The 25,693-nt window shown below is 55.4% G+C and carries 22 protein-coding genes; 13 read left to right on the top strand and 9 right to left on the bottom strand.

Going from position 1 to position 25,693, the window contains the following annotated elements:
* Nucleotides 1-264 precede the first annotated feature (264 nt).
* A complete protein-coding gene (locus tag EBC_RS01615; protein WP_013200089.1) occupies nucleotides 265-603 on the top strand; it encodes a zinc ribbon domain-containing protein YjdM in 339 nt (112 codons plus the stop codon).
* Nucleotides 604-687: 84 nt separating this feature from the next.
* Here the strand turns inward: EBC_RS01615 and EBC_RS01610 are convergent, their stop codons facing one another.
* Nucleotides 688-1,368 (bottom strand): DJ-1/PfpI family protein, encoded by a 681-nt coding sequence (locus EBC_RS01610; RefSeq protein ID WP_041691837.1) that lies wholly within the window; start codon nucleotides 1,366-1,368, stop codon nucleotides 688-690.
* A gap of 134 nt (nucleotides 1,369-1,502) precedes the next feature.
* Between EBC_RS01610 and EBC_RS01605 the strand changes: the two genes are divergently transcribed.
* On the top strand, nucleotides 1,503-2,120 hold the full coding sequence (locus tag EBC_RS01605; RefSeq protein WP_013200087.1) for a trimeric intracellular cation channel family protein: 618 nt from the start codon (nucleotides 1,503-1,505) through the stop codon (nucleotides 2,118-2,120).
* Here the strand turns inward: EBC_RS01605 and ligB are convergent.
* Nucleotides 2,095-3,786: an NAD-dependent DNA ligase LigB gene (ligB, locus tag EBC_RS01600; protein ID WP_013200086.1), complete on the bottom strand. Its 1,692-nt coding sequence runs from the start codon at nucleotides 3,784-3,786 to the stop codon at nucleotides 2,095-2,097. The genes EBC_RS01605 and ligB overlap by 26 nt on opposite strands.
* Nucleotides 3,787-4,036: 250 nt before the next feature.
* Between ligB and gmk the strand changes: the two genes are divergently transcribed.
* The 5 genes from gmk to recG are packed head-to-tail and all read left to right on the top strand — an operon-like array spanning nucleotide 4,037 to nucleotide 9,914.
* Complete coding sequence (gene gmk / locus EBC_RS01595; RefSeq protein ID WP_013200085.1) at nucleotides 4,037-4,660, top strand: guanylate kinase; 624 nt, start codon at nucleotides 4,037-4,039, stop codon at nucleotides 4,658-4,660.
* Between the two features lie 53 nt (nucleotides 4,661-4,713).
* The gene (gene rpoZ / locus EBC_RS01590; RefSeq protein WP_004154766.1) at nucleotides 4,714-4,989 is read left to right on the top strand and encodes a DNA-directed RNA polymerase subunit omega; all 276 of its coding nucleotides are present in this window, start codon (nucleotides 4,714-4,716) and stop codon (nucleotides 4,987-4,989) included.
* A 21-nt stretch (nucleotides 4,990-5,010) separates the two neighbouring features.
* Nucleotides 5,011-7,134 (top strand): bifunctional GTP diphosphokinase/guanosine-3',5'-bis pyrophosphate 3'-pyrophosphohydrolase, encoded by a 2,124-nt coding sequence (gene spoT, locus EBC_RS01585; RefSeq protein WP_013200084.1) that lies wholly within the window; start codon nucleotides 5,011-5,013, stop codon nucleotides 7,132-7,134.
* 3 nt (nucleotides 7,135-7,137) lie between these two features.
* The gene (gene trmH / locus EBC_RS01580) at nucleotides 7,138-7,836 is read left to right on the top strand and encodes a tRNA (guanosine(18)-2'-O)-methyltransferase TrmH (protein WP_013200083.1); all 699 of its coding nucleotides are present in this window, start codon (nucleotides 7,138-7,140) and stop codon (nucleotides 7,834-7,836) included.
* Nucleotides 7,833-9,914 carry an ATP-dependent DNA helicase RecG gene (gene recG / locus EBC_RS01575; RefSeq protein ID WP_013200082.1) on the top strand — a complete coding sequence of 694 codons (2,082 nt, stop codon included), beginning with the start codon at nucleotides 7,833-7,835 and terminating at the stop codon, nucleotides 9,912-9,914. Before trmH ends, recG begins: the two co-directional genes overlap by 4 nt.
* A 6-nt stretch (nucleotides 9,915-9,920) precedes the next feature.
* Here recG and EBC_RS01570 read toward each other — a convergent pair whose 3' ends face one another.
* Nucleotides 9,921-10,583 carry an SDR family oxidoreductase gene (locus EBC_RS01570; RefSeq protein ID WP_013200081.1) on the bottom strand — a complete coding sequence of 221 codons (663 nt, stop codon included), beginning with the start codon at nucleotides 10,581-10,583 and terminating at the stop codon, nucleotides 9,921-9,923.
* A 160-nt stretch (nucleotides 10,584-10,743) separates the two neighbouring features.
* Between EBC_RS01570 and EBC_RS01565 the strand changes: the two genes are divergently transcribed.
* The 3 genes from EBC_RS01565 to rluF all read left to right on the top strand — a co-directional run bounded on the left by EBC_RS01565 (nucleotide 10,744) and on the right by rluF (nucleotide 14,860).
* Nucleotides 10,744-12,132, top strand: a complete 1,389-nt coding sequence (locus EBC_RS01565; protein ID WP_013200080.1) for a nucleobase:cation symporter-2 family protein — start codon at nucleotides 10,744-10,746, stop codon at nucleotides 12,130-12,132.
* 128 nt (nucleotides 12,133-12,260) lie between these two features.
* Nucleotides 12,261-13,943 carry an AsmA family protein gene (locus EBC_RS01560; protein WP_041691836.1) on the top strand — a complete coding sequence of 561 codons (1,683 nt, stop codon included), beginning with the start codon at nucleotides 12,261-12,263 and terminating at the stop codon, nucleotides 13,941-13,943.
* A gap of 38 nt (nucleotides 13,944-13,981) precedes the next feature.
* Nucleotides 13,982-14,860: a 23S rRNA pseudouridine(2604) synthase RluF gene (gene rluF / locus EBC_RS01555; RefSeq protein ID WP_013200078.1), complete on the top strand. Its 879-nt coding sequence runs from the start codon at nucleotides 13,982-13,984 to the stop codon at nucleotides 14,858-14,860.
* Nucleotides 14,861-14,876: 16 nt separating this feature from the next.
* Here the strand turns inward: rluF and fabY are convergent, their stop codons facing one another.
* The 5 genes from fabY to typA form a co-directional block, all read right to left on the bottom strand.
* Nucleotides 14,877-15,815, bottom strand: coding sequence for a fatty acid biosynthesis protein FabY (fabY, locus tag EBC_RS01550; protein ID WP_041691835.1), 939 nt, complete (start codon nucleotides 15,813-15,815; stop codon nucleotides 14,877-14,879).
* A 56-nt stretch (nucleotides 15,816-15,871) separates the two neighbouring features.
* Entirely contained in the window at nucleotides 15,872-16,309 is a 438-nt protein-coding gene (dtd, locus tag EBC_RS01545) for a D-aminoacyl-tRNA deacylase (RefSeq protein ID WP_013200076.1), read from the bottom strand.
* Nucleotides 16,306-17,178, bottom strand: coding sequence for a virulence factor BrkB family protein (locus tag EBC_RS01540; protein ID WP_013200075.1), 873 nt, complete (start codon nucleotides 17,176-17,178; stop codon nucleotides 16,306-16,308). The genes dtd and EBC_RS01540 overlap by 4 nt, the downstream gene beginning before the upstream one ends.
* Nucleotides 17,179-17,775: a glucose-1-phosphatase gene (gene yihX / locus EBC_RS01535; RefSeq protein WP_013200074.1), complete on the bottom strand. Its 597-nt coding sequence runs from the start codon at nucleotides 17,773-17,775 to the stop codon at nucleotides 17,179-17,181.
* Between the two features lie 134 nt (nucleotides 17,776-17,909).
* Nucleotides 17,910-19,733, bottom strand: coding sequence for a ribosome-dependent GTPase TypA (gene typA / locus EBC_RS01530; protein WP_013200073.1), 1,824 nt, complete (start codon nucleotides 19,731-19,733; stop codon nucleotides 17,910-17,912).
* Between the two features lie 433 nt (nucleotides 19,734-20,166).
* Here typA and glnA point away from each other — a divergent pair, with 433 nt between their 5' ends.
* From glnA to glnG, 3 genes are all read left to right on the top strand, one after another.
* Entirely contained in the window at nucleotides 20,167-21,576 is a 1,410-nt protein-coding gene (glnA, locus tag EBC_RS01525; protein ID WP_013200072.1) for a glutamate--ammonia ligase, read from the top strand.
* Between the two features lie 140 nt (nucleotides 21,577-21,716).
* Nucleotides 21,717-22,766 (top strand): nitrogen regulation protein NR(II), encoded by a 1,050-nt coding sequence (glnL, locus tag EBC_RS01520; RefSeq protein ID WP_013200071.1) that lies wholly within the window; start codon nucleotides 21,717-21,719, stop codon nucleotides 22,764-22,766.
* A gap of 7 nt (nucleotides 22,767-22,773) precedes the next feature.
* Nucleotides 22,774-24,183, top strand: coding sequence for a nitrogen regulation protein NR(I) (glnG, locus tag EBC_RS01515; RefSeq protein WP_013200070.1), 1,410 nt, complete (start codon nucleotides 22,774-22,776; stop codon nucleotides 24,181-24,183).
* A 72-nt stretch (nucleotides 24,184-24,255) separates the two neighbouring features.
* Here the strand turns inward: glnG and hemN are convergent, their stop codons facing one another.
* Nucleotides 24,256-25,614 carry an oxygen-independent coproporphyrinogen III oxidase gene (gene hemN / locus EBC_RS01510; protein WP_041692170.1) on the bottom strand — a complete coding sequence of 453 codons (1,359 nt, stop codon included), beginning with the start codon at nucleotides 25,612-25,614 and terminating at the stop codon, nucleotides 24,256-24,258.
* Between the last annotated feature and the right edge of the window lie 79 nt (nucleotides 25,615-25,693).

Below are 25,693 nucleotides of genomic sequence, written 5' to 3'. Positions count from 1 at the left end.
AAGGGTTGCAGATCGTGGCCTGGAAGCCTTAAGGGAAACTGACGTTTAGTTATAGAGTTGAGGCGAGGAAGGCTCAATTGCGGGATCTCGTTCCATTTTTATGATTTCTTATTTCTGTGATACCGGTAACTCCTTTATGTCAAAGCGGTACGGAAGGTTGCGCAATGACGCCTTCCGGACCTGCATCGGCGTTTTTTGTGGGCTTACGCCAGCCGCCAGGCTAAAATGCCCCCTTATTTTCTATGGATTATTTTGAGGCTTATTATGCAAACCCTTCCTCCCTGCCCGAAGTGTCACTCTGAATATACCTGGCAGGATGGCGCGCTCTTCAATTGCCCTGAGTGCGGTCACGTCTGGTCCGAAGGGGCTGAAGCCGCGTCTGATGACGCGCTGATTGTGAAAGATGCTAACGGCAACCTGTTGGCCGATGGCGACAGCGTCACGGTGATTAAAGATTTAAAAGTGAAAGGCAGCTCAACCCCGCTAAAAATCGGCACCCGAGTTAAAAGCATTCGTCTGGTGGAAGGCGACCACAATATTGACTGCAAAATTGATGGTTTTGGCCCGATGAAGTTGAAATCAGAGTTTGTGAAGAAGAACTAATCCTTAAAGATGCCGGAATCTTAGTGTGAAAGTTGCCTGCCCGGCGCCGATGCGTCGGTCCGGACAGGGACGTCGGGGCGATCGTCAGTTGAGCTCGCGGGCCGCTTTTTCGAGGATCGGCATTTTTTCCTCCACCACTTTTTGCATCCGCGCCATCACTCTCTCTCTGACAGCGGGAGGCGCCGTTTCAGGTCGTCCGGCATTGAAAGGCGGCTGCGGTGCGTACTCAAGGCCAAGCTGAATTGACTGCGCCATCTCTTCTCCGGCAATTTCGGCAATCACCACCAGCGCAAAATCAATTCCTGCGGTCACGCCACCGCCGGTAATGATGTGCCCATCCTTCACCACGCGCTCGTTATCCGGGATCGCGCCAAACAGCGCCAGCGAATCACGCCATGCCCAGTGACAGGCGGCTCTTTTCCCCTTCAGCAAGCCAGCGGCTGCGAGGATCATTGAACCCGTACAGACTGACGTCACGTAGCTGGCATTCAACCCTAAGCGTCGAATGGCAGCGAGAAAGTCGGCATTCTCGATCGCGTTAGTGCAGGTGCCGCCCGGCACACAGAGCAGATCGCATTCGGTAATCTCATCCAGGGCAGCAAGGCCGGAAAAGCTGAAGCTTTCCACAACGACAGGCTCAGCGCCAAGTGATGCCACCACAACTTTTGCATCCGGCAGGCGGGAAAAAAACTGATAAGGACCGGTGAAATCTAACTGCGTAATTCCCTGATACAACGGCATAACGATGGTAAATGGCTTATTCATTGCACTCTCCCATTTATATCCTGATGACAATTCGGATTAGCTAATCTAATTTAGCTGAATTCGCCTTAAAAAAATTCAATCGTCAATCTGCTGCAGATCCTGCAGGCTTGCCGGCGATCACTCTGGAGCTGGCTATGTTACTTACTGTTCTCTACATCATCGGTATCACCGCTGAAGCCATGACCGGCGCGCTGGCAGCAGGGCGACGCAAAATGGATATGTTCGGCGTCATCATTATCGCCTCGGTCACCGCCATTGGCGGCGGGTCGGTGCGGGATATGCTGCTAGGCCATTATCCACTTGGCTGGGTGCAGCATCCGGTCTATATCATCATTGTGGCCGCAGCGGCCGTCGTCACCACCCAATTAGCCCATCTGATGCCGCACCTGCGCAAAGTGTTCCTGGTGCTGGATGCGCTTGGCCTGGTGGTGTTCTCCATCATCGGCACGAAAGTCGCGCTGGATATGGGCCATGCGCCGATCATTGCGGCAATCTGTGCGGTCATTACCGGCGTGTTTGGCGGCGTGCTGCGCGATATGTTCTGCAACCGCATCCCGCTGGTGTTCCAGAAAGAACTGTATGCCGGCATCGCTTTCGCCTCTGGCTGGATCTATATCCTGCTGTTGAAGACCCCGCTTTCCCACGAAGTGGTGATCACCGCGACCCTGCTCTTCGGCTTTATTGCCCGTCTGCTGGCACTGCGATTTAAGCTTGGCCTGCCCATTTTCAATTACCCTCATGCTGAACACTGATCGATTGCTGAAGATGTGTTGAGAGAAAAGCGATCAGCGCCTGCACATCGGGATGCTGAAGGAAGGTCACGATTTGACCCGCACGCCTTTCGCCTATCTCTGGCAGGCGCTGCCAGTCGGCAACTTTCCGCGAGAGCAGGCTCTGCCAGTTGTCATCATCCAGCGCATCTAACGCCTTGTTGGGAACCGGCACGCCTAACGCCCTGACCCAGCGTTTAAAAGGTTGCTGATGGGTCTGGTTGAACTGGTGATAGAGCTGATTCGCCCTTGCCGGGGTAATACCGGCGATCTGGCTTAACTGTTCTGCCGTTAACGTCAGCCAGGAGAAAAGGTGAGTGAGCTGGCCGGACTGCATAATCCGCTGCCAGGTGCTTTCGCTGGCACCAGATAGAGTTAAGGCGGCCCTGCCACTCAGCCAGACAAGCCGGGCCAGAAGCTGCTGACGACAAACAGGCGTCAGGCTAAAACAGCTCAGGGGATGGAATAAGGTCGCATCAGGCAGCTCAGGAAGCGTGCGATCGGCCACCCGCCAGACCACCTCATCCAGCCGTGGAATGCCTTGCCCCGCCAGGCTGACCGCAACCTGATCGCCGGCGACAATGTCCGCCTCCCGCCAGCGGTTGAACGAACCGACATTGACCCGACTGACCTGCTTATCATCCAGCTTTACCGGGACAAGATTCAGCACCGTACTTATTTTCCCGGTGCGCCCAATCGGAAAATCCACCGAACGGACTTCCGTGGTCACCGTGGCGGGAGGATATTTCCAGGCCACCGACCAGGCGTTCTCGCCGGGCTGCCAGTAAGCGCCTTTAACAGGTTGGCTATGGACCACCACGCCGTCGGTGACAAAGGGTAACGGTTGAGCAAACCAACGTTCACGCCAGCCAGCGACTTCTTCCGCAGAGCGAACCGGTTTACTCCACTCGCCCATCATTGGAAAGCCCGCTTCGCTGAGCCTTTCGATCCTTTCCCGCAAGGTTGCCGGTCCGTCGGGCCACGCCCAGATAAAGATACCCAGCCTGTTCAGCGTATCTGAGGGGGCATTGCGCCGCATGGCCCCCGCTACCGTGGCACGGGCATTCAGGCCGCCCAGTAACGTCTGTTGGTGATCGGTCATCTTCAGGTAAAGCTCGCCCTGCAAAACGAGGCTGTCAGACCCCAGCGCGATCTGTTGGGGAATATCGGGGATAAAGCGGGCTTTTTCCGTCCAGTCTTCTCCCTGCAATCCATTTCCGCGACTGATCACCTGAGCCAGTTTTCCCCGTTTGTAATGCAGGGTAACGGCCACACCGTCTACCTTGGGTTGCACCCAGAGCGCGTCTTTTCCCGCCATCCACCGTGAAAGCGCCTGCTGGTCAGCCACCTTTTTCACCCCGACGTGAGCCACCGGATGCAGGACTTTGCCGTTACGGGCCAGTGCCGGCTGGCGAAGATCGCTGCCGGGGGCAAAGCAGTGCTGCCACGACTGATACTTAAGTGCCAGCGCATCGTAACGATCGTCCGGCACTTTCTGTTCGCCCGCCCGGTAATAGGCGTCATCCCATGCACTGAGCTGATTTTCCAGCGCATTCATTTCCTGCTCTGCTCTGGCCGGCGTCCAGGCAGGACAAGCGGCCTGCGCGATGCCCGCGAACAAGGCCAGTACCAGCCATAGTTTGTTCATCCCTGTCTCCTTTTAGGGTGCTGTGGGGATTAAATGCAAAAATGGACCGGTTGGCGAGAGGCAAAGAAACGACCTGGAATGCCGCTCGAAAATTGATTTGCCTAGCATGAAAAGCTACATCCATACCGCGACCCGCTTTCCATATTCTGAGAAAATGCACCGCCAGGACGCTGAAACGCTGCATGAAGGGCATCAGCCGTGTATACTGTGCAGGAAGTAGACTCCGCTTTATTGGCATATCAAGATAATCATGGCTCAAGGCACACTTTTTATTGTTTCTGCTCCCAGTGGGGCGGGAAAATCCAGCTTGATTCACGCGTTGCTGAAAACGCAGCCGCTGTACGATACTCAGGTTTCCATTTCCCACACGACGCGGGGAGTGCGTCCCGGTGAGAATCACGGCGAACACTACTTTTTCGTCAGTCATGACGAATTCCGCGGCATGATTAAGGAAGAAGCCTTCCTTGAGCACGCGGAAGTGTTTGGCAACTATTACGGCACCTCGCGTAAAGCGATCGAGCAGGTATTAGCGACCGGCGTGGATGTGTTCCTGGATATCGACTGGCAAGGCGCGCAGCAAATCCGCCAGAAAATGCCCCAGGCACGCAGCATTTTTGTTTTGCCGCCATCGAAAGATGAACTGGATCGTCGCCTGCGTGGCCGCGGACAGGACAGCGAAGAGGTTATCACCAAGCGCATGGCTCAGGCCGTGGCAGAGATGAGCCACTTCGCGGAGTATGATTACCTTATTGTGAACGATGATTTCGACCTGGCACTGTCCGATTTGAAAACCATCATTCGCGCTGAGCGTCTGCGTATGGGCCGTCAAAAATCCCGTCATGACGCATTAATCAGCAAACTATTGGCAGACTGAGGACAACTCAGTATGATGCCCAGTCATTTCGTCACCCGTGGAGTATCACACTTATGGCACGCGTAACCGTTCAGGACGCAGTAGAGAAAATTGGTAACCGTTTTGACCTGGTTCTGGTCGCGGCTCGTCGCGCACGTCAGATGCAGGTTGGCGGTAAAGATCCGTTGGTTCCGGAAGAAAACGACAAGTCTACCGTGATCGCGCTGCGCGAAATCGAAGAAGGTCTGATCACCAACCAGATTCTGGATGTGCGTGATCGCCAGGAACAGCATGAGCAGGAAGCCGCTGAATTGCAGGCCGTAACCGCTATCGCTGAAGGTCGTCGTTAATCACCAGCCTGCAGGTCGCCCTTGTATCTGTTCGAAAGTCTCAATCAACTGATTGAAAAATACTTGCCTGAGGATCAGATTAAACGCCTCAAGCAAGCTTACCTTGTCGCACGTGATGCTCACGAGGGACAGACGCGCTCCAGTGGTGAGCCTTATATCACCCATCCGGTAGCCGTGGCCTGCATTCTTGCTGAAATGAAGCTCGACCATGAAACGCTCATGGCCGCGCTTTTGCACGACGTTATCGAAGACACGCCCGCAACGTATCAGGATATGGAACAGCTGTTTGGTCAGACTGTTGCTGAACTGGTCGAGGGGGTTTCTAAACTCGATAAGCTAAAATTCCGCGATAAAAAAGAAGCGCAGGCGGAAAACTTCCGCAAAATGATCATGGCGATGGTGCAGGATATCCGCGTCATTTTGATCAAACTCGCTGACCGCACCCACAATATGCGTACCCTCGGGGCCCTGCGCCCGGATAAAAAACGACGCATTGCGTTAGAGACGCTGGAAATTTACAGCCCTCTGGCTCACCGTCTGGGTATTCATCACCTGAAAACTGAGCTCGAAGAGCTGGGTTTCGAAGCACTTTACCCAAACCGCTACCGCGTCATTAAAGAAGTGGTTAAAGCGGCCCGCGGCAACCGTAAAGAGATGATCCAGAAAATCCTCTCTGAAATTGACGGTCGTCTGCAGGAAGCCGGGATCCCCTGTCGCGTCAGTGGTCGGGAAAAACACCTCTATTCGATTTACTGCAAAATGCATCTGAAAGAGCAGCGCTTCCATTCCATTATGGATATCTATGCTTTCCGGGTGATTGTCAGTGATTTCGATACCTGTTACCGGGTTCTGGGGCAGATGCACAGCCTCTACAAACCGCGCCCAGGTCGGGTGAAAGACTACATCGCGATCCCCAAGGCCAACGGCTATCAGTCGCTGCATACCTCGATGATTGGTCCGCACGGCGTGCCGGTCGAAGTCCAGATCCGTACCGAAGATATGGATCAGATGGCAGAAATGGGTGTCGCCGCGCACTGGGCTTATAAAGAGCAAGGTGAAAGCAGCACCACCGCACAAATCCGCGCCCAGCGCTGGCTGCAAAGCCTGCTGGAGCTGCAGCAGAGTGCCGGTAGCTCGTTTGAATTTATCGAAAGCGTGAAATCCGATCTGTTCCCGGATGAGATTTACGTTTTTACCCCGGAAGGCCGCATTGTCGAACTTCCTGCGGGCGCAACGCCGGTCGACTTTGCTTACGCCGTGCATACCGATATCGGTCATGCCTGCGTTGGCGCACGTGTCGATCGTCAGCCCTATCCGCTTTCCCAGCCGCTGACCAGCGGGCAAACCGTCGAAATCATCACCGCACCAGGCGCGCGTCCAAACGCCGCCTGGCTGAACTTTGTGGTGAGTTCGAAAGCCCGGGCGAAAATCCGTCAGCTGCTGAAAAACCTCAAGCGCGAAGACTCCGTCAGCCTTGGCCGTCGTCTGTTGAACCATGCGTTAGGGGGCAGCCGTAAACTGGCCGAAATCCCGCCTGAAAATGTTCAGCATGAGCTGGAAAGAATGAAGTTGCCGACCATGGATGACCTGCTGGCTGAAATTGGCCTCGGCAATGCGATGAGCGTGGTGGTGGCGAAGAATCTGCAGCAGGGCGAACACGCTGCGCCTGCACCACAGCAAACAACGACCTCTTCTTCGCGCAATAAGCTGCCGATCAAAGGCGCAGATGGCGTTCTGATCACCTTCGCTAAGTGCTGCCGCCCGATTCCAGGCGATCCGATTGTGGCGCACGTCAGCCCTGGCAAAGGCCTGGTGGTGCACCATGAGTCGTGCCGTAACATTCGCGGCTGGCAGAAAGAGCCAGAGAAGTACATGGCCGTAGAATGGGATAAAGTCACCGAGCATGAGTTCGTGGCGGAGATCAAAGTGGACATGTTCAACCATCAGGGCGCGCTGGCGAATCTGACCGCGGCAATCAATACGGCTGAGTCCAATATCCAGAGTCTGAATACGGAAGAAAAAGATGGCCGGGTTTACAGCGCCTTTATCCGTCTGACGGCACGCGATCGCGTTCACCTGGCGAATATTATGCGTAAAATCCGCGTAATGCCGGACGTGATTAAAGTTCATCGCAACCGAAACTAACGCATGAATGCTCAACGCTATGCCCGCATCCTTGAGATGCTGGCCGCCCGCCAGCACGACCTGACCGTTTGTATGGAGCAGGTTCATAAGCCCCATAACGTCGCCGCGGTGATCCGTACCGCGGATGCGGTTGGCGTGCACGAAGTCCATGCGGTCTGGCCCGGTAGCCGGATGCGCACCATGGTCTCGTCCGCAGCGGGCAGCAACAGCTGGGTCCAGGTGAAAACGCACAGCAATATTGCTGATGCCGTCGGCCACCTCAAAGGCCAGGGGATGCAAATTCTTGCCACCCATCTTTCTGATAAAGCCGTCGATTTCCGTGAGATTGATTACACCCGCCCTACCTGTATTCTGATGGGGCAGGAAAAAACCGGCATCACCCAGCAAGCCCTCGACCTTGCTGACCAGGACATCATTATCCCGATGATCGGGATGGTGCAGTCGCTGAACGTCTCTGTGGCCTCGGCCTTAATCCTCTACGAAGCCCAGCGCCAGCGGCAAAACGCCGGCATGTATCAGCGACGGGAAAGCACGCTGGAATACAGCGAGCAGCAGCGTTTACTGTTCGAAGGCGGTTACCCGGTGCTGGCGCGCGTCGCGAAGCACAAAGGTCTGCCTTACCCGGAAATTAGCGACGTCGGTGAAGTGATCGCCGATGCCGAATGGTGGGACAGCATGCAAGCTTCGGTACGCAGAAAATGACCGGCCGCCTGCTCGATGCCGTCCCGCTGAATTCGTTGTCTGGCGTTGGCGCAAGTCAGGCAGGCAAACTGGCGAAGCTGGGGCTGGTAACCGTGCAGGATTTATTGCTGCATCTGCCGCTGCGTTATGAAGACCGCACCCAGCTGTACGCGATTAACGATCTCCTTCCCAATATTTATGCCACGGTAGAAGGCGAGGTGCTGCAAAGCGACATCTCCTTCGGCCGTAAGCGCATGCTGACCTGTCAGATCAGTGACGGCAGCGGCATCCTCACCCTGCGCTTCTTCAACTTCAACGCCGGCATGAAAAACAGCCTCTCTCCAGGCAAACGCGTCACCGCGTATGGTGAAGTGAAACGTGGCCAGCGCGGCGCGGAGATTATCCATCCCGAATATCGCATCCAGGGTGACCATAGCGGGGTTGAGCTGCAGGAGACGCTGACACCGGTTTACTCCACCACCGAAGGCATCCGCCAGGCGACGCTACGCAATCTGACGGACCAGGCATTGGCTCTGCTGGATACCTGCGCCATTGCCGAACTGCTGCCGCCCGAGTTAAGCCAGGGCATGATCAGCCTGAAAGACGCACTGCGCACCCTGCACCGTCCGCCGCCGGATATGGCGCTCGCCGATCTGGAGAGCGGTAAGCATCCCGCTCAGCGGCGGCTGATTATGGAAGAACTGCTGGCGCACAATCTCAGCATGCTTGCGGTTCGCGCCGGTGCCCAGCGCTACCATGCCTTATCAATGCCTGCACGCCATGACCTGAGTAACAAATTACTGGCCGCGCTGCCCTTCAGCCCGACGGGTGCCCAGGCACGCGTGGTGCGTGAAATTGAGCAGGATCTGGTTCACGACTATCCGATGATGCGTCTGGTTCAGGGCGATGTGGGATCGGGCAAAACGCTGGTCGCCGCACTCACCGCGCTAAACGTCATCGCTTACGGTAAGCAGGTTGCCCTGATGGCGCCGACCGAACTGCTGGCTGAACAGCACGCCAACAACTTCCGTCAGTGGTTTGAACCGCTGGGGATTGAAGTGGGCTGGCTGGCAGGAAAACAAAAAGGCAAAGCCCGACTGGCGCAGCAGGAAGCCATCGCCAGCGGTCAGGTGTCGATGATCGTCGGCACCCATGCCATTTTCCAGGAACAGGTGCAGTTTAACGGGCTGGCACTGGTGATTATTGATGAGCAGCATCGCTTTGGCGTCCATCAGCGCCTCGCTTTGTGGGAGAAGGGCGAAGAGCAGGGTTTCCATCCGCATCAGCTGATCATGACCGCCACGCCCATTCCGCGAACGCTGGCGATGACTGCCTATGCTGACCTCGATACCTCAACGATTGATGAACTGCCACCGGGCAGAACGCCGGTCACCACGGTTGCCATCCCCGATACCCGCAGGCCGGACATTATCGCCAGGGTGAAAAGCGCCTGCAGCGATGAAGGACGTCAGGCGTACTGGGTATGTACCCTGATTGAAGAGTCTGAACAGCTTGAGGCTCAGGCCGCAGAAGCCACCTGGGAAGAACTGAAGCTGGCGCTGCCAGAATTGAACGTTGGACTGGTGCATGGGCGCATGAAGCCGTCGGAAAAGCAGGCGGTGATGCAGGCCTTTAAGCTGGGTGAGATCCACCTGCTGATCGCCACCACGGTGATTGAAGTGGGTGTGGATGTGCCGAACGCCAGCCTGATGATCATTGAGAATCCCGAGCGGCTGGGCCTGGCACAGCTCCACCAGCTGCGCGGCCGCGTGGGCCGTGGATCGGTCGCATCGCACTGCGTATTGCTGTACAAAGCGCCGCTGAGCAAAACGGCGCAAAAGCGCCTGCAGGTTTTACGCGACAGCAATGACGGCTTTGTGATTGCCCAGTGCGATTTGGAAATTCGTGGGCCAGGCGAAATGCTCGGCACCCGGCAGACAGGTAACGCCGAATTCAAGGTGGCGGACCTGCTGCGGGATGCCGCAATGATCCCCGAAGTTCAGCGCGTCGCCCGCCACATCCACCAGCATTATCCTACTCAGGCACAGTCGCTGATTGAGCGTTGGCTGCCGGAAACGCAGCGCTATACCAACGCCTGAATCCCGCTATCGGCCGCTGTAAGCCGCCATTTCTGCCACAGCATCATTCACCGCCTGCTCGCCGGCCGTCAGCTCGATGATCACCCGGTTGACCTCAGGATGATCGATCAGGCTGTGCAGCACGGCGGCAACGTCCGCTCTTGGCACCGTGCCATAAGGGATCGCCAGACCCAGCCGCACTTTTCCACTGCCAGAGCCATTCACCAGCGTACCCGGACGCAGAATAACCCAATCCAGCGCGGTGGCGGCCAGCATCACATCGGCCTGCTTCTTCACCTGCATATAGTGTTCAAAGGTAGGCGAGAGGGTTTTCGCCCGACCGGCTTCCGGAAATGCGGAGACCAGCAGAAAGCGTTTGATCCCTGCCAGCCTGGCCGCTTCGGCGGCAAACTTGCACCCGCGCCCATCAATCCCGTCCGTCTGTTCGATACCGGCACCGGCAGCGCCGGCAGAGAACACCACCGCATCACAGCCTTTCATCACCTCGGCCAGCTTTTCCCCGCTGGTGTTCATCAAATCCACATTTACCGGCTTAACCCCATCGGCGACCAGGTCATCCACCTGGATTTCGCTGCGGTAAACACCGGTCACCTGATGCCCGGCTTTGACCAGACTCTTTCTTAAACGGCTTCCGACGCCACCCGTTGCACCAATAATAAATACCTGCATGTGTTCCTCTCTCAGTGGACGTAGTTACCCTTAGTCTAGCGAACAGCGCGCCGTTTCGCTGGGTGAAGGCTGAACAACCCAACTATAACGCCCGGCAAACGTTTGCTTTTGCCCACCAGACGATTAAAATCGCCACTTTCTTCGTCAGAGAAGCCAGAGAATGTCCGCCAATATCCCCGATGCAGCAGCCAGCCGTAACCCAATACCTGCGGTGAAAAGTGAATTAATCTACCGTCTGGAAGATCGTCCTCCTCTGCCGCAAACCCTGTTTGCAGCCTGTCAGCATCTGCTGGCGATGTTTGTGGCGGTGATCACCCCCGCATTATTGATTTGCCAGGCGTTGGGCCTGCCGGCGCAGGATACGCAGCACATTATCAGCATGTCGCTGTTTGCGTCGGGCGTGGCTTCCGTACTGCAAATTAAAACCTGGGGCCCGGTTGGTTCGGGTTTGCTGTCGATTCAGGGAACCAGCTTTAACTTCGTCACGCCATTGATTATGGGCGGAATGACGCTGAAGAATGGCGGTGCCGATGTGCCCACCATGATGGCCGCGCTGTTCGGCACGCTGATGCTGGCCTCCTGCACGGAAATGATCCTTTCCCGCTTCCTGCATCTTGCCCGCCGGGTAATTACCCCGCTGGTGTCAGGCATTGTGGTAATGATTATCGGCCTGTCACTGATCCAGGTTGGCCTGACGTCGATTGGCGGTGGCTTTGCGGCGATGAACGATCACACCTTTGGTGCGCCCAGGAATCTGATGCTGGCGGGTGCGGTGCTGCTGGTGATTATTCTGCTTAACCGCCAGCGAAATCCTTATCTGCGCGTGGCGTCTCTGGTGATTGCGATGGCCGTCGGCTATCTGCTGGCCTGGGCGCTCGGTATGCTGCCCGAAAACAGCGCTCCGGTCAGTCAGCCACTGATCGCGGTTCCAACGCCGTTCTATTACGGCCTGGGCATTGACTGGAACCTGCTGATCCCGCTGATGCTGGTATTTATGGTGACCTCGCTGGAAACCATCGGTGATATCACGGCAACGTCAGATGTCTCCGAGCAGCCGGTGAGCGGACCGCTGTATATGAAGCGCCTGAAAGGCGGCGTGCTGGCTAACGGGCTGAACTCTTTCGTCTCGGCGCTGTTTAATACCTTCCCTAATTCCTGCTTCGGCCAGAACAACGGCGTGATCCAGCTGACCGGCGTGGCCAGCCGCTACGTTGGCTTTGTCGTGGCGTTAATGTTGATTGTGCTGGGTCTGTTCCCGGCGGTGAGTGGCTTTGTGCAGCATATTCCGGAACCGGTACTGGGCGGCGCGACGCTGGTGATGTTCGGTACGATTGCCGCTTCCGGGGTGCGCATTGTTTCCCGCGAGCCGCTAAATCGCCGGGCGATCATGATTATGGCGCTGTCACTGGCAGTTGGCCTGGGTGTTTCTCAGCAGCCGCTGATCCTGCAATTTGCTCCTGACTGGTTGAAAACGTTACTTTCTTCCGGAATTGCCGCTGGCGGCATCACTGCCATCATTCTGAATCTGCTCTTTCCGCAGGAAAAATAATCCCGTCTTGTGTCATCCTGTGGTGATTCGCAGAGGGTCCTGGTGCCCTCTGCGTCTTCTGAGAGTTGAGCTTCGATGATAAATCAGGCATAACAACCTTTTACCCGATGTTCACAGGGACAGATGCCATGAAAGTAATCGGAAAAATTCTGCTGACGATTCTGCTGATCCTGCTGCTGGCAGTGGTTGCGCTGTATGTTGTGGTGCAGACCCAGTGGGGTGCCCGCTGGATTAGCCGTACCATTAGCTCACATACCGACTATCAGCTGGCGATGAGCAAGCTGGAGCATAACTTTTCCGATCCTGACCATCTGATCCTGAACGATGTCTCCTTTGGCCACAAAACGCAGCCGGCGATGGTGACCGCTAAACGCGTCGATCTTGGCCTGAGCGTTATCCAGTTTACCCAGCCGCTGCATTTCGCCAGCATCTGGCTGGAAAAAGGCTCGCTGACGCTTTCCGGCAAGGGGAAACCGCTGCCGCTGCAGGCTGACAGGTTGCAACTGAACCAGATGGCGGTGAACAGCCCGGACAGCAGCCTGCCCGTCACGGCAACCCGTGTCGATGGCGGCGTTCTCCCCTGGAAACCGCAGGCCGGCGATTTCATCGGCAACGATGCCAGCTTCCAGATAAGTGCCGGTTCAGTGGAGATTAACGGCATTCCCGCCAGCAATGTGCTGATTCAGGGCAGCATCAAGAATAGGCAGCTGATCATCAGCAATATTGGCGCGGATGCTGCGCTGGGCTCGATCACCGCCAGCGCGCAACGTGATGCTCAGGGAAACTGGGACGTGGCGAATTTGCGCCTCAACAGCATCCGCCTGCAGTCTGATAACACCCTCAGCGGCTTCCTCGATCCGCTGTTAGCGCTGCCGTCAGTGCATTTTGACCGCATTGATATGACCGATGCCCGCCTGCAGGGAACGGACTGGGCAGTGACCGACCTGGATATGGCGCTGAAGAATATCACCCTGAAAAACGGTGACTGGGAAAGCGATGACGGTTCGCTATCGATGAACGCCAGTACTTTTGTGAATGGCAGCCTGGAACTCAACGATCCGATTGTGAACCTGGCCTTCTCGCCACAGGGCGTCGCCTTGACGCAGTTCAGTTCGCGTTGGGTTAACGGTCTGGTCCGCACCGAAGGCAACTGGAACCGCAGTGACAAGAAACTCACGCTGAATGAGCTGGCGATCGCCGGTCTGGAATACACGCTGCCGCAGAACTGGCGCGAACACTGGATGGCGCGTCTGCCGGACTGGCTGGATAGCGTTGAAGTGACCAAATTTGCCGCCAACCGCAATCTGATTATTGATATTAATCCGGCCTTCCCGTTCCAGACCACCTCGCTGGATGGCAATGGCAGCAACCTGTTGATGGCGAAGGATCATCAGTGGGGGATCTGGTCAGGCAGCCTGAGGCTGAACGCGGCTGAAGCCACCTTTAACCGGGTGGATCTGCGCCATCCGTCAATCGCACTGACCGCGGACGACAGCAAAATCAACGTTACCGAGATGAGCGCGTTCACTAAAAACGGCATGGTCGAGAGCCTGGCGACCCTTTCCCAGCAGCCGCAACGTGCCCTTTCGCTGACCCTGAACGGTCGTCAGGTGCCGGTTAATCTGTTGCACGACTGGGGCTGGCCAACGGTTCCGCTGGAAGGCGATGGCGATCTGCAGTTGAAAGCGCAGGCCAGTCTGGCGGCTGATGCGCCGTTAAAACCGACGGTAAACGGCAGCCTCTCCGCCAGCGCAGGTGACAAAAGCGTGCAGCAAACCCTGCACGCGGGTCAGGTCACTGGCGCGCAGTAACGCAGGTAAGGTATAGTCCGTTTTTTTACGGAGGAACCATGCTGACCAACTCATCCATTCGTCTTAACAAATACATCGGCGAGAGCGGTATCTGTTCTCGTCGTGATGCCGATCGCTATATCGAACAGGGAAATGTTTTTATCAACGGCAAGCGTGCTGCCGTGGGCGATCAGGTCTATGCAGGGGATGTAGTAAAGGTTAACGGTCAGCTGATTGAGCCTCGTAACGAAGACGATCTGGTGCTTATCGCGCTGAACAAGCCCGTCGGCATCATCAGTACCACCGAAGAAGGTGAGCGCGACAATATCGTTAACTTCGTTAACCACAGCAAACGCGTCTTCCCGATTGGCCGTCTGGATAAAGAGTCCCAGGGACTGATCTTCCTGACCAACCACGGCGATCTGGTGAACAAAATCCTGCGTGCCGGCAACGATCACGAGAAAGAGTACGTGGTGACGGTCAACAAACTGGTCACTGACGAGTTTATTGCCGGGCTGGGTGCCGGCGTGCCGATGCTGGGCACGGTGACCAAAAAGTGCAAGGTGAAGAAAGAGGCGCCGTTCGTGTTCCGCATCACGCTGGTGCAGGGACTTAACCGCCAGATCCGCCGCATGTGTAAGCACTTTGGTTATGAAGTAACCAAGCTTGAACGCACGCGCATTATGAACGTCAGCCTGAAAGGCCTGCCAATCGGCGAATGGCGTGAATTCACGGATGATGAGCTGATTGAGTTATTTAAGCTGATCGAGCATTCCTCGTCGGAAGAAAACCCGGAGAAGAAAGCCAAGCCGAAGGCTAAACCTGCTGCGGTGAAAAAGCCGACCATCGCCGGACCGAAAACGGCAGAAAAGCCGACTGCCAACGGCGCTGCCCGTAAGCGTTTTGTTCAGCCTGGACGCAAAAAGAAAGGGCGCTAACTCAGCGCCCCTTCCGTTACCCGCCGGAACCGCCCTGCTCAAGAGGGCCGTCAGCATCGGCGGGTAGCACGATGTAAACCCCTTCAAACACCGCCCCGCACTCTTCATTACCAAACAGCTCCACTTCCAGCTGCACGCGCGCTTTACGTCCGCGCGCCAGCCGATCCAGATCGCCACTCAGCGAGCCTAAATCGGCAACGGCACCCGGTTTGCCGGTAATCGGATGACTGTAACGGATGTGCGCATCGGCAAGAATAATCGTGCCGCCAAGCCGGCGTTCGCGCAGCAGCAGCCAGATTAATCCCCAGCCGGTCAGCGTCGCCAGCGAGAACAGGCTGCCCGCGAACAGGGTATGGTGCGGGTTCTGGTTGCCGGTTTCCGGCATGGTGGTAATAAACTTCTGCCCGGTGAACTGCAAGATGCGCACGCCCATCTTTTCACTCAGCGGGATGTGATCGTACCAGGCCTGCTGCAGCTGCCCACACCAGTCGGCACGGTGCAAAATATCGTCGAGCGACATCACCGGTTTGATCATCAGGAAGTGGCGCACCGGCGTGGTTTGCGGCGCGGTAATTTCGCCCTGATTGATGTAGCCCAGCTTGGCAAAGAATTCGACGGCATCTTCACGGGCGCTACAGACCACTCGCTTGGCCCCTTCCTGGCGCGCCACAGACTCCAGCGTCATCGCCACCAGCGTACCCAGCCCTTTTCCCTGCACGGAAGGATGCACCGCCAGGAAGCGGATAGCGGCCTCATTTTCTGCATTGATGTACAGGCGGCCAACCGCAACCGGTTCTCCGCGCTCGTCCACCACCATCTGATGATGCGCTAACGCATCCCAGGCATCCCGCTCTGAGCCCATCGGCTGATGGAGCGGCTTACGTAACATTTCCCAGCGGAACTGATAGTAGGTATCCAGCTCTTCTGCTGTTTCAGGAACCCGAAGGTGATACATAAAGTGGTTCTCTCTCTCTGAGCCCGCAACGCCTCCCTGCCGTTCAGCCAGCTGCCTCAAACCTGCAGCCAGAACGTCACCGGTCCGTCATTGACCAGTGCAACTTGCATATTGGCAGCAAAACGCCCCGTTTCCGTGACCATCCCCTTTTCCCGGCAGCAGCTGATAAAGGATTCATACAGCCGCTCCGCGTCAGCGGGATCGGCACCGCCGGAGAAGCTGGGACGCATCCCCTTTTGCGTGTCGGCAGCCAGGGTGAACTGTGAGACCACCAGCAGGCTACCTCCCGCCTGCTGGACATTGAGGTTCATTTTGTCGTTTTCGTCGCCGAAGATCCGATACCCCAGCACCCGATCGCATAACCGTTGGGCTTTCTGCTGGTCGTCGCCTTTTTCCACGCCTAAAAGGATCAGCAATCCCGGGCCGATTTCACCGGTGGTTTCTCCTGCCACCGTCACACTGGCGCTCAACGCGCGTTGAATTAAGGCAATCATAATTCCTCATCTTCTTTTTTTTGTTCTTCTTGTTTTATCAGGCGATAGTCGCCAAGGGTGGCACTGATTTCGGCCCCCAATAAGACGATACACCAGGTCCAGTAAACCCACAGGAACAGGATGGGGATCACCGCCAGCACACCGTAAATTAACTGGTACGAAGGGAACATCGTAACATACAGCGCAAAGCCTTTTTTCCCGAGCTCAAACAGCAGCCCGGCCACCAGCGCACCAATCAACGCATCCTTTCCCGCCACCTGGCGGGTCGGCACGATGCTGTACAGCAGCCAGAATGACAGCCAGGAGAGCAGTAACGGGAAAATCCTGAGCCCATAGTCAATCAGCCAGCTGACGCCCGTCACGGACGCCCAGCGCAGCGACAGCAGATACGAGCTGATGGCCAGACTGGCACCCGCTAACAGCGGCCCCAGCGTCAGGATCATCCAGTACACCGCAAACGAGTACACAATCGGGCGTTTGCGCTTGCTGCGCCAGATGGTATTCAGCGCGGTATCGATCGAGTACATCAACAGCAATGCCGTCACCACCAGCCCGCAGGCGCCGACCGCAGTCATTTTGTTGACGTTGGCGACAAACTGCTCCAGATAGCTCTGGATCACCGTACCGGAAGACGGCACAAAGTTATTAAAAATAAATGCCTTCAGCTGAACACTGACATTGGCAAAGGACGGAAAGGCAGCAAACAGGGCGAAGACCACCGCCACCAGCGGTACCAGTGACAGCAGCGACACATACGCCAGGTTACCCGCCAGCGTCGTCATCGCATCTTCATCAATGCGTTCCCACAGTAATTTTAGCCAACCCCAAAAAGCCCGCAGCCGGTGGCGGTAATGATTAATACGGCTCATTCAGAAGCGATCGCTAAAGAACATCGGCACCACGCTGGCATCCGTGACGTGCACGCTGTGAATACCCAATGCCTGGGCAGCTTCAATGTTGGCAAGATTATCGTCGAAGAAAATCGCCTCCTGTGCGGATGCATCTTCGGCATTCAGCAGTTGCTGATAGATTTCAGGCTCAGGCTTGCGCAGCCCCATTTCCTGGGACAAATAGAGTTTATCTGCCGCGCTCTGCACTTCCGGGTATTGCGTCGGCCAGAAGGTACAATGCAGCTTGTTGGTATTAGAGAGGATAACAACGCGATCGCCCTGCTCACGCAGCTTGTGCATGATGGCAATCACTTCCGGACGCACGCCGACAAAAACCGCCTGCCAGCCCGCCGCAAACTGTTCGAAGCTTAACGCGACATCCAGCTGTTCGCACATTTTCTCTGCGAACTCTTCATCACTGATTTCACCTCGTTCGTGCTGTTCGAAAGACGCATCCATCTGGAAACGGCTTTGCAATGTAGACAGCGGTACGCGCCCCAGATCGCTCCAGACGCCAAGAACCCGGTTGAAATCAATATCAACAATGACGTTACCTAAATCAAAGATATACAGCATGGTCATCTCCTTTTGTGCCGGTGAGATATTCACTCTAGCGGTAAATCGGGAGACTGAACAGGAGAGGGGGAAAATCAGGGAGAAGAATCAAGGCCGGAGAGCTCCGGCCTTGAGAGTGCAGTGCTTAAAGAGGATTAAGACTCTTTAGGACCACGGCTTGCGCGTTTACGGTCGTTTTCCGTCAGGTGACGTTTACGAATACGTACGGACGTTGGCGTAACTTCAACCAGTTCGTCATCATCGATGAATTCCAGAGCCTGCTCCAGAGACATCTTGATTGCCGGAACCAGCGTGGTTGCTTCATCAGTACCCGAAGCACGCATGTTGGTCAGTTTCTTACCGGTCAGGCAGTTCACGGTCAGGTCGTTTGAACGTGAGTGAATACCGATAACCTGGCCTTCATACACTTCAGCACCGTGGCCGAGGAACAGCTTACCGCGATCCTGCAGGCTGAACAGGGCGAATGCTACCGCTTTACCCTGGCCGTTAGAGATCAGCACGCCGTTCTGGCGCTGGCCGATTTCACCCTGACGAACATCATCGTAGTGGCTGAAGGTGGAGTACAGCAGACCGGTACCAGACGTCATGGTCATGAATTCGGTACGGAAACCGATCAGTCCACGCGCCGGGATCAGGTAATCCAGACGAATACGGCCTTTGCCATCAGGGATCATGTCTTTAACATCACCCTTACGCTCGCCCATTGCCTGCATTACAGAACCCTGGTGCTGTTCTTCGATATCCAGCGTCACGTTCTCGAACGGCTCTTGCATGCGGCCATCGATTTTACGGTTGATAACTTTAGGACGTGAAACGGCGATTTCGAAGCCTTCACGACGCATGTTTTCAATCAGAACGGACAGGTGAAGCTCACCACGACCTGACACGCGGAAGGCGTCAGAATCTTCGGTTTCTTCAACACGCAGCGCAACGTTGTGCACCAGTTCTTTGTTCAGACGGTCAAGGATCTGACGTGAAGTCACATACTTACCTTCTTTACCACAGAACGGAGAGGTGTTTACGTTGAAGTACATGGTTACGGTTGGTTCATCAACGCTCAGTGCTGGCAGCGCTTCAACAGCCTGTGGATCACAGATGGTGTCGGAGATGTTCAGCTCGCCCAGACCGGTGATAGCGATGATATCGCCCGCTTCAGCTTCAACCGCTTCGATACGCTCCAGACCCATGTGGGTCAGGACTTTACCGACTTTACCGTTACGGGTTTTGCCTTCGCTATCTACGATAGTAACCTGCTGGTTTGGCTTAACTTTACCGCGTTTGATGCGGCCGATGCCGATAACACCAACGTAGTTGTTGTAGTCCAGCTGGGAAATCTGCATCTGGAATGGCGCTTCTGCCTCAACCTGCGGAGGAGAAACGTGATCCACGATGGCCTGATACAGCGGAGTCATATCCTCAGCCATATCGTTGTGATCCAGACCAGCGATACCGTTCAGCGCTGATGCATAGATTACCGGGAAGTCGAGCTGCTCGTCAGTCGCATCGAGGTTTACGAACAGGTCAAATACCTGGTCAACAACCCAATCCGGACGCGCACCAGGACGGTCAACTTTGTTGATAACAACGATCGGCTTCAGACCATTAGCAAACGCTTTTTTGGTCACGAAGCGGGTTTGCGGCATTGGGCCATCCATTGCATCCACAACCAGCAGCACCGAGTCAACCATTGACATCACACGCTCAACCTCACCGCCGAAGTCGGCGTGTCCTGGGGTATCCACGATGTTGATGCGGTAGTCATTCCAATTAATGGCGGTGTTTTTTGCGAGGATGGTAATCCCACGCTCTTTCTCCAAATCGTTGGAGTCCATTACGCGTTCGGTGGCTTCAGTACGGGCGTCAAAGGTCCCGGATTGCTGCAGCAACTTATCGACCAGGGTAGTTTTACCATGGTCAACGTGGGCAATAATGGCGATGTTACGCAAATTTTCGATCACAGCTTTGCCTCAGGCATTAGAAATAGCGCGCTATTGTACACGGATTAATCGAAGGACTGAACAGGATCACAAATTTCAATTAAAGATAACTGTCAGGATTGCTTTTTACACCTTAAACAGTGCAAGAATCGCACTCCATCGAAAAAATGCACCAGAATAGTGCTCACTCAGCACTCAATAGCACCAAAATGGTGCGCGACTTCCATCATGGTGCAGGTCCCGTATCACGAGAGGGCGCATCATAGCGCTTTTTCAGGTAAATAATAAAGTTGGCATAGATTTCGCTTTATACACTCAAGCGAAGAATGCAGTTTTTCACAACGGTTGATAGCGTGTGAGAGATCTTTATTATCGGATGACAATGCGAGATAAGCAAAGTCCACCTTGAGATCGCTAACCACGACGACAATGACAAAATCCAGGAGAGTTAAGTATGTCCGCTGAACACGTTCTGTCGATGATGAACGAGCACGAAGTCAAATTCGTTGACCTGCGTTTTACCGATACCAAAGGTAAAGAACAGCACGTCACCATTCCTGCTCATCAGGTTAACGCTGACTTCTTCGAAGAAGGCAAAATGTTTGACGGCTCCTCTATTGGTGGCTGGAAAGGCATTAACGAATCAGACATGGTTCTGATGCCAGATGCGACCACCGCTGTGCTGGATCCATTCTTCGAAGATCCTACGCTGATCATCCGTTGTGACATTCTCGAGCCAGGCACCATGCAGGGCTACGATCGTGACCCACGCTCCATCGCAAAGCGCGCTGAAGATTTCCTGCGCTCTTCTGGCATTGCAGATACCGTTCTGTTTGGACCAGAGCCAGAGTTCTTCCTGTTCGATGACATCCGTTTCGGCAGCAGCACCTCCGGTTCCCATGTTGCTATCGACGATATCGAAGCTTACTGGAACAGCGGTAAAGCTTACGAAGGCGGCAACAAAGGTCACCGTCCAGGTCTGAAAGGCGGTTACTTCCCGGTTCCACCTGTCGACTCCTCACAGGACATCCGTTCTGCGATGTGTCTGACCATGGAGCAGATGGGCCTGGTTGTTGAAGCTCACCACCACGAAGTGGCAACCGCGGGTCAGAACGAAGTGGCAACCCGCTTCAACACCATGACCAAAAAAGCTGACGAAATTCAGATTTACAAATACGTTGTTCACAACGTGGCGCACGCCTACGGCAAAACAGCGACCTTTATGCCGAAACCTATGTTCGGTGATAACGGTTCTGGTATGCACTGCCATATGTCACTGTCTAAAGACGGTAACAACCTGTTCGCCGGCGACAAATACGGCGGTCTGTCTGAAATGGCCCTGTTCTACATCGGTGGTGTTATCAAGCACGCTAAAGCGATCAACGCCCTGGCGAACCCAACCACTAACTCCTACAAGCGTCTGGTCCCAGGCTACGAAGCGCCAGTAATGCTGGCTTACTCTGCCCGTAACCGTTCTGCTTCTATCCGTATCCCAGTGGTTGCCAGCCCGAAAGCACGTCGTATCGAAGCGCGCTTCCCTGATCCAGCGGCTAACCCGTACCTGTGCTTCGCTGCACTGCTGATGGCTGGCCTGGACGGCATCATCAACAAGATCCACCCTGGCGATGCGATGGACAAAAACCTGTACGACCTGCCGCCGGAAGAAGAAGCTGAGATCCCTAAAGTGGCAGGTTCACTGGACGAAGCGCTGGCAGCACTGAACGAAGACCGCGAGTTCCTGACCCGTGGTGGCGTGTTCACTGACGACGCTATCGAAGCTTACATCGAACTGCGTAAAGCCGAGATGGACCGCGTTCGTATGACGCCACATCCTGTTGAGTTCGAGCTGTACTACAGCGTTTAACAGGTAAGACAGTATTTGTTGCCGTGGAAAATTCCAGCCCATCTCCGGATGGGCTTTTTTCACCACGAATTCATCGTCCGGGAAGACGAATTTCGGGTTTAAGGACTATAATGCACTAAAATGGTGCAGGAGAAGGCTGTATGGCAACAGGCACGCTGCCCGATGCTGGGCAGATTCTCAATTCCCTTATTAACAGTATTTTGTTGGTCGACAGCGAGCTGGTGGTGCATTACGCCAATCCCGCGGCCCAACAACTGTTAGCGCAAAGCTCCCGCAAGCTATTTGGATTACCGCTGCCGGAACTGATGGGATATTTTTCGTTAAATATCGACGTCATGCTTGAGAGTCTGGATGCAGGTCAGGGTTTTACTGACAGTGAAGTGACTTTAGTGGTCGACAGCCGTGCGCATATTATGTCGCTAACCGCACAGCGTCTGCCTGAAGGCTTAATTCTGCTTGAAATGGCCCCGATGGATAATCAGCGCCGTCTCAGTCAGGAACAAATTCAACATGCTCAGCAGGTCGCCGCCCGGGATTTAGTCCGTGGTCTGGCACATGAAATTAAAAACCCGCTGGGAGGATTGCGTGGCGCAGCACAGCTGCTGGCGAAAGCCCTGCCCGATCCGTCATTAACCGAATATACCAAGGTGATCATTGAACAGGCCGACCGCCTGCGCAATCTGGTTGATCGCCTGCTGGGTCCACAGCAGCCGGGTATGCACGTCACGCAGAGTATCCATCAGGTCGCAGAACGCATCGTGAACCTGGTGTCGATGGAGCTGCCCGAAAACGTCACGCTGGTGCGGGATTACGATCCCAGCCTGCCTGAACTGCCGCACGATCCGGATCAGATTGAACAAGTCCTGCTGAACGTAGTACGCAACGCGCTTCAGGCGTTGGGTGAAGAAGGCGGCACTATTACTCTTCGTACCCGCACGGCGTTTCAGTTAACGCTGCACGGCGTACGCTATCGCCTGGTGGCCCGCATTGATGTTGAAGATGATGGCCCAGGCATTCCGGCACAACTGCAGGATACGCTGTTTTATCCGATGGTGAGCGGGCGTGAAGGCGGCACAGGTTTAGGCCTGTCGATTGCCCGAAGCCTGATCGATCAGCATTCGGGAAAAATAGAATTTAGCAGTTGGCCCGGTCACACTGAATTTTCGGTATTTCTGCCTATTCGCCAGTGAGGTTTCTATGCAACGAGGGATAGTTTGGATCGTCGATGACGATAGCTCCATCCGCTGGGTGCTTGAACGCGCGCTCACTGGAGCCGGTTTGAACTGCGCCACGTTTGACAGCGCTAATGAGGTGCTGGACGCCCTTGCCAGTAAAACCCCAGACGTTTTACTTTCAGATATTCGCATGCCCGGCATGGATGGCCTGGCGCTGCTGAAACAAATTAAGCAGCGTCATCCGATGCTTCCGGTCATCATAATGACGGCCCACTCCGATCTGGATGCGGCGGTCAGCGCGTATCAGCAGGGTGCGTTTGATTATCTGCCAAAACCGTTTGATATCGATGAAGCCGTTGCGCTGGTAGAACGGGCGATCAGCCATTACCAGGAGCAGCAGCAGCCGCGTAATCAACCGGTTAGCGGCCCCACTACCGACATCATTGGCGAAGCGCCCGCGATGCAGGATGTTTTCCGCATTATTGGACGCCTTTCCCGTTCGTCGATCAGCGTATTGATCAACGGCGAGTCCGGTACCGGTAAAGAGCTGGTCGCCCATGCTCTGCACCGCCACAGCCCGCGGGCAAAAGCGCCATTTATCGCGCTAAACATGGCGGCGATCCCGAAAGACCTGATTGAGTCGGAACTGTTTGGCCATGAGAAAGGCGCATTTACCGGCGCTAATCAAATTCGTCAGGGCCGTTTTGAACAGGCCGACGGCGGCACGCTGTTCCTGGATGAAATCGGCGATATGCCGATGGATGTTCAGACCCGCTTGCTGCGTGTGTTGGCGGATGGTCAGTTCTATCGCGTTGGTGGCTATGCACCGGTGAAAGTGGATGTGCGCATTATTGCAGCAACCCACCAGAACCTGGAGCTGCGGGTACAGGAAGGCAAGTTCCGTGAGGATCTGTTCCACCGCCTGAACGTGATTCGTGTGCACCTGCCGCCATTGCGCGAACGTCGCGAAGATATTCCGCGCCTGGCACGCTATTTCCTGCAGGTTGCGGCACGTGAACTCGGTGTTGAAGCGAAGATCCTGCACCCAGAAACCGAAACGGCCCTCACCCGGCTTCACTGGTCTGGTAACGTTCGTCAGCTTGAGAACACCTGCCGCTGGCTGACCGTTATGGCGGCCGGACAGGAAGTGTTGATTCAGGATCTGCCGTCCGAGCTGTTTGAGACTTCAACGCCTGAAAATCCGGTGCAGTCACTGCCGGACAGCTGGGCAACGTTGTTGGCACAATGGGCCGATCGCGCGCTGCGTTCCGGTCATCAAAACCTGCTGTCAGAAGCGCAACCCGAAATGGAGCGCACGCTGCTGACCACCGCACTGCGTCATACGCAGGGGCACAAGCAGGAAGCCGCACGCTTGCTGGGATGGGGACGAAATACCCTGACCCGTAAGCTGAAAGAGTTGGGAATGGAGTAGCGGATACCGCGAGTCCGTTACCCAAAAAAAAGGCCGGAACAGTATTTGTCCGGCCTTTTTGTTTTCTGGCAATCAGATCACCCGTGAGAATTGCTGCATACGCGCCTTCTGACGCAGGTAGATGTCAAAGCACATACAGACATTCCTCACCAGCAAACGTCCCTTAGCCGTCACCTGAAGGCCCTTCTCGTGGCATTCCACCAGCCCATCCCTGATGAACGGCGCTAACAGCGCCAGATCTTCGGCAAAATAGTCGCTAAAGGACCGTTCACCACTCTCAAAGTCAGCAAAATTGAGCGCGAAATTGCACATCAGCGTTTTAATCACGTCCCGACGCAGGCAATCATCAGCCGACAGCGCCACACCCCGCCATAACGCCGTGTGATTTTCAGCCACGGCGGCATACCAGGATTTCAGCTCTTTTTCATTTTGCGCATACGTGTCACCAAGCATGCTGATGGCTGAAACGCCCATGCCCAGTAAATCACTGTCGCCCTGCGTGGTGTAGCCCTGGAAATTGCGGTGCAGCTTCCCTTCCCGCTGCGCGACGGCCAACTCATCGTCAGGGCGGGCAAAGTGGTCCATGCCAATAAACTGGTAGCCCGCGCCGGTCAGCATCGCGATTGACTGCTGCAGGATATCCATTTTTTGCTGAGCATTCGGCAAATCAGCCTCTTTGATTTTGCGCTGTGCGGCAAACAAGGCCGGCATGTGCGCGTAGTTAAACACGCTAAGCCGATCGGGGTTCAACGCGATGACTTTCTGCAGGGTGAAGGCAAAACTCTCTGGCGTCTGTGCCGGCAGGCCGTAGATCAGGTCCAGACTGACGGAAGCAAAGCCAACCTGACGGGCACGCGCGATAAGATCGACGATCACCTGTTCATCCTGAACCCGGTTCACCTTCTCCTGCACCGTTTTGTTGAAGTCCTGCACGCCCATGCTCAGGCGGTTGAAGCCTGCCGCATGCAGATGGTCCAACACATCCAGTTCGATTTCTCGCGGGTCGACCTCAATCGACAGCTCGGCGTCTTCACTGAAGGTAAAAGCCTGCCGCAGCAGGGTGATCAGGCGGGTTATCTGCTGCTTATTTAAATACGTCGGTGTGCCGCCGCCCCAGTGCATCTGGCTGACGGTGCGGCCACGAAATAATTTGGCGCGAGACTGAATTTCGCTCGCCAGCGCATCCAGATAGGCATCCGCCTTGTGCTGCTGACGCGTGACCAGCTTGTTGCAGCCGCAGAAATAACACAGCCGATGGCAGAACGGGATGTGAACATACAGGGACAGAGGACGATCGGGATAGCGTTGCGCTGCCTGCTGAAAAGCCGCTTCGTTGTACTGCTCGGTAAATTCCAGCGCGGTGGGATAGGAGGTATAACGGGGGCCGGAGATATTGTAGGTCTGGATCAGGCGTTGATCCCATTCAATCATCTGCGTCACGGTATTCACTCCTGCGTTGGCGTCTGGATGCCGACCGTCGGGTGAAAGGGGTGTGCCTGGCAGACTGGCG

The organism is Erwinia billingiae Eb661 (assembly GCF_000196615.1).
GTDB classification, from domain to species: Bacteria; Pseudomonadota; Gammaproteobacteria; order Enterobacterales; family Enterobacteriaceae; genus Erwinia; species Erwinia billingiae.
Note: the sequence above shows the minus strand (reverse complement) of the source record. Positions and strands in the feature narration are given on the sequence as shown.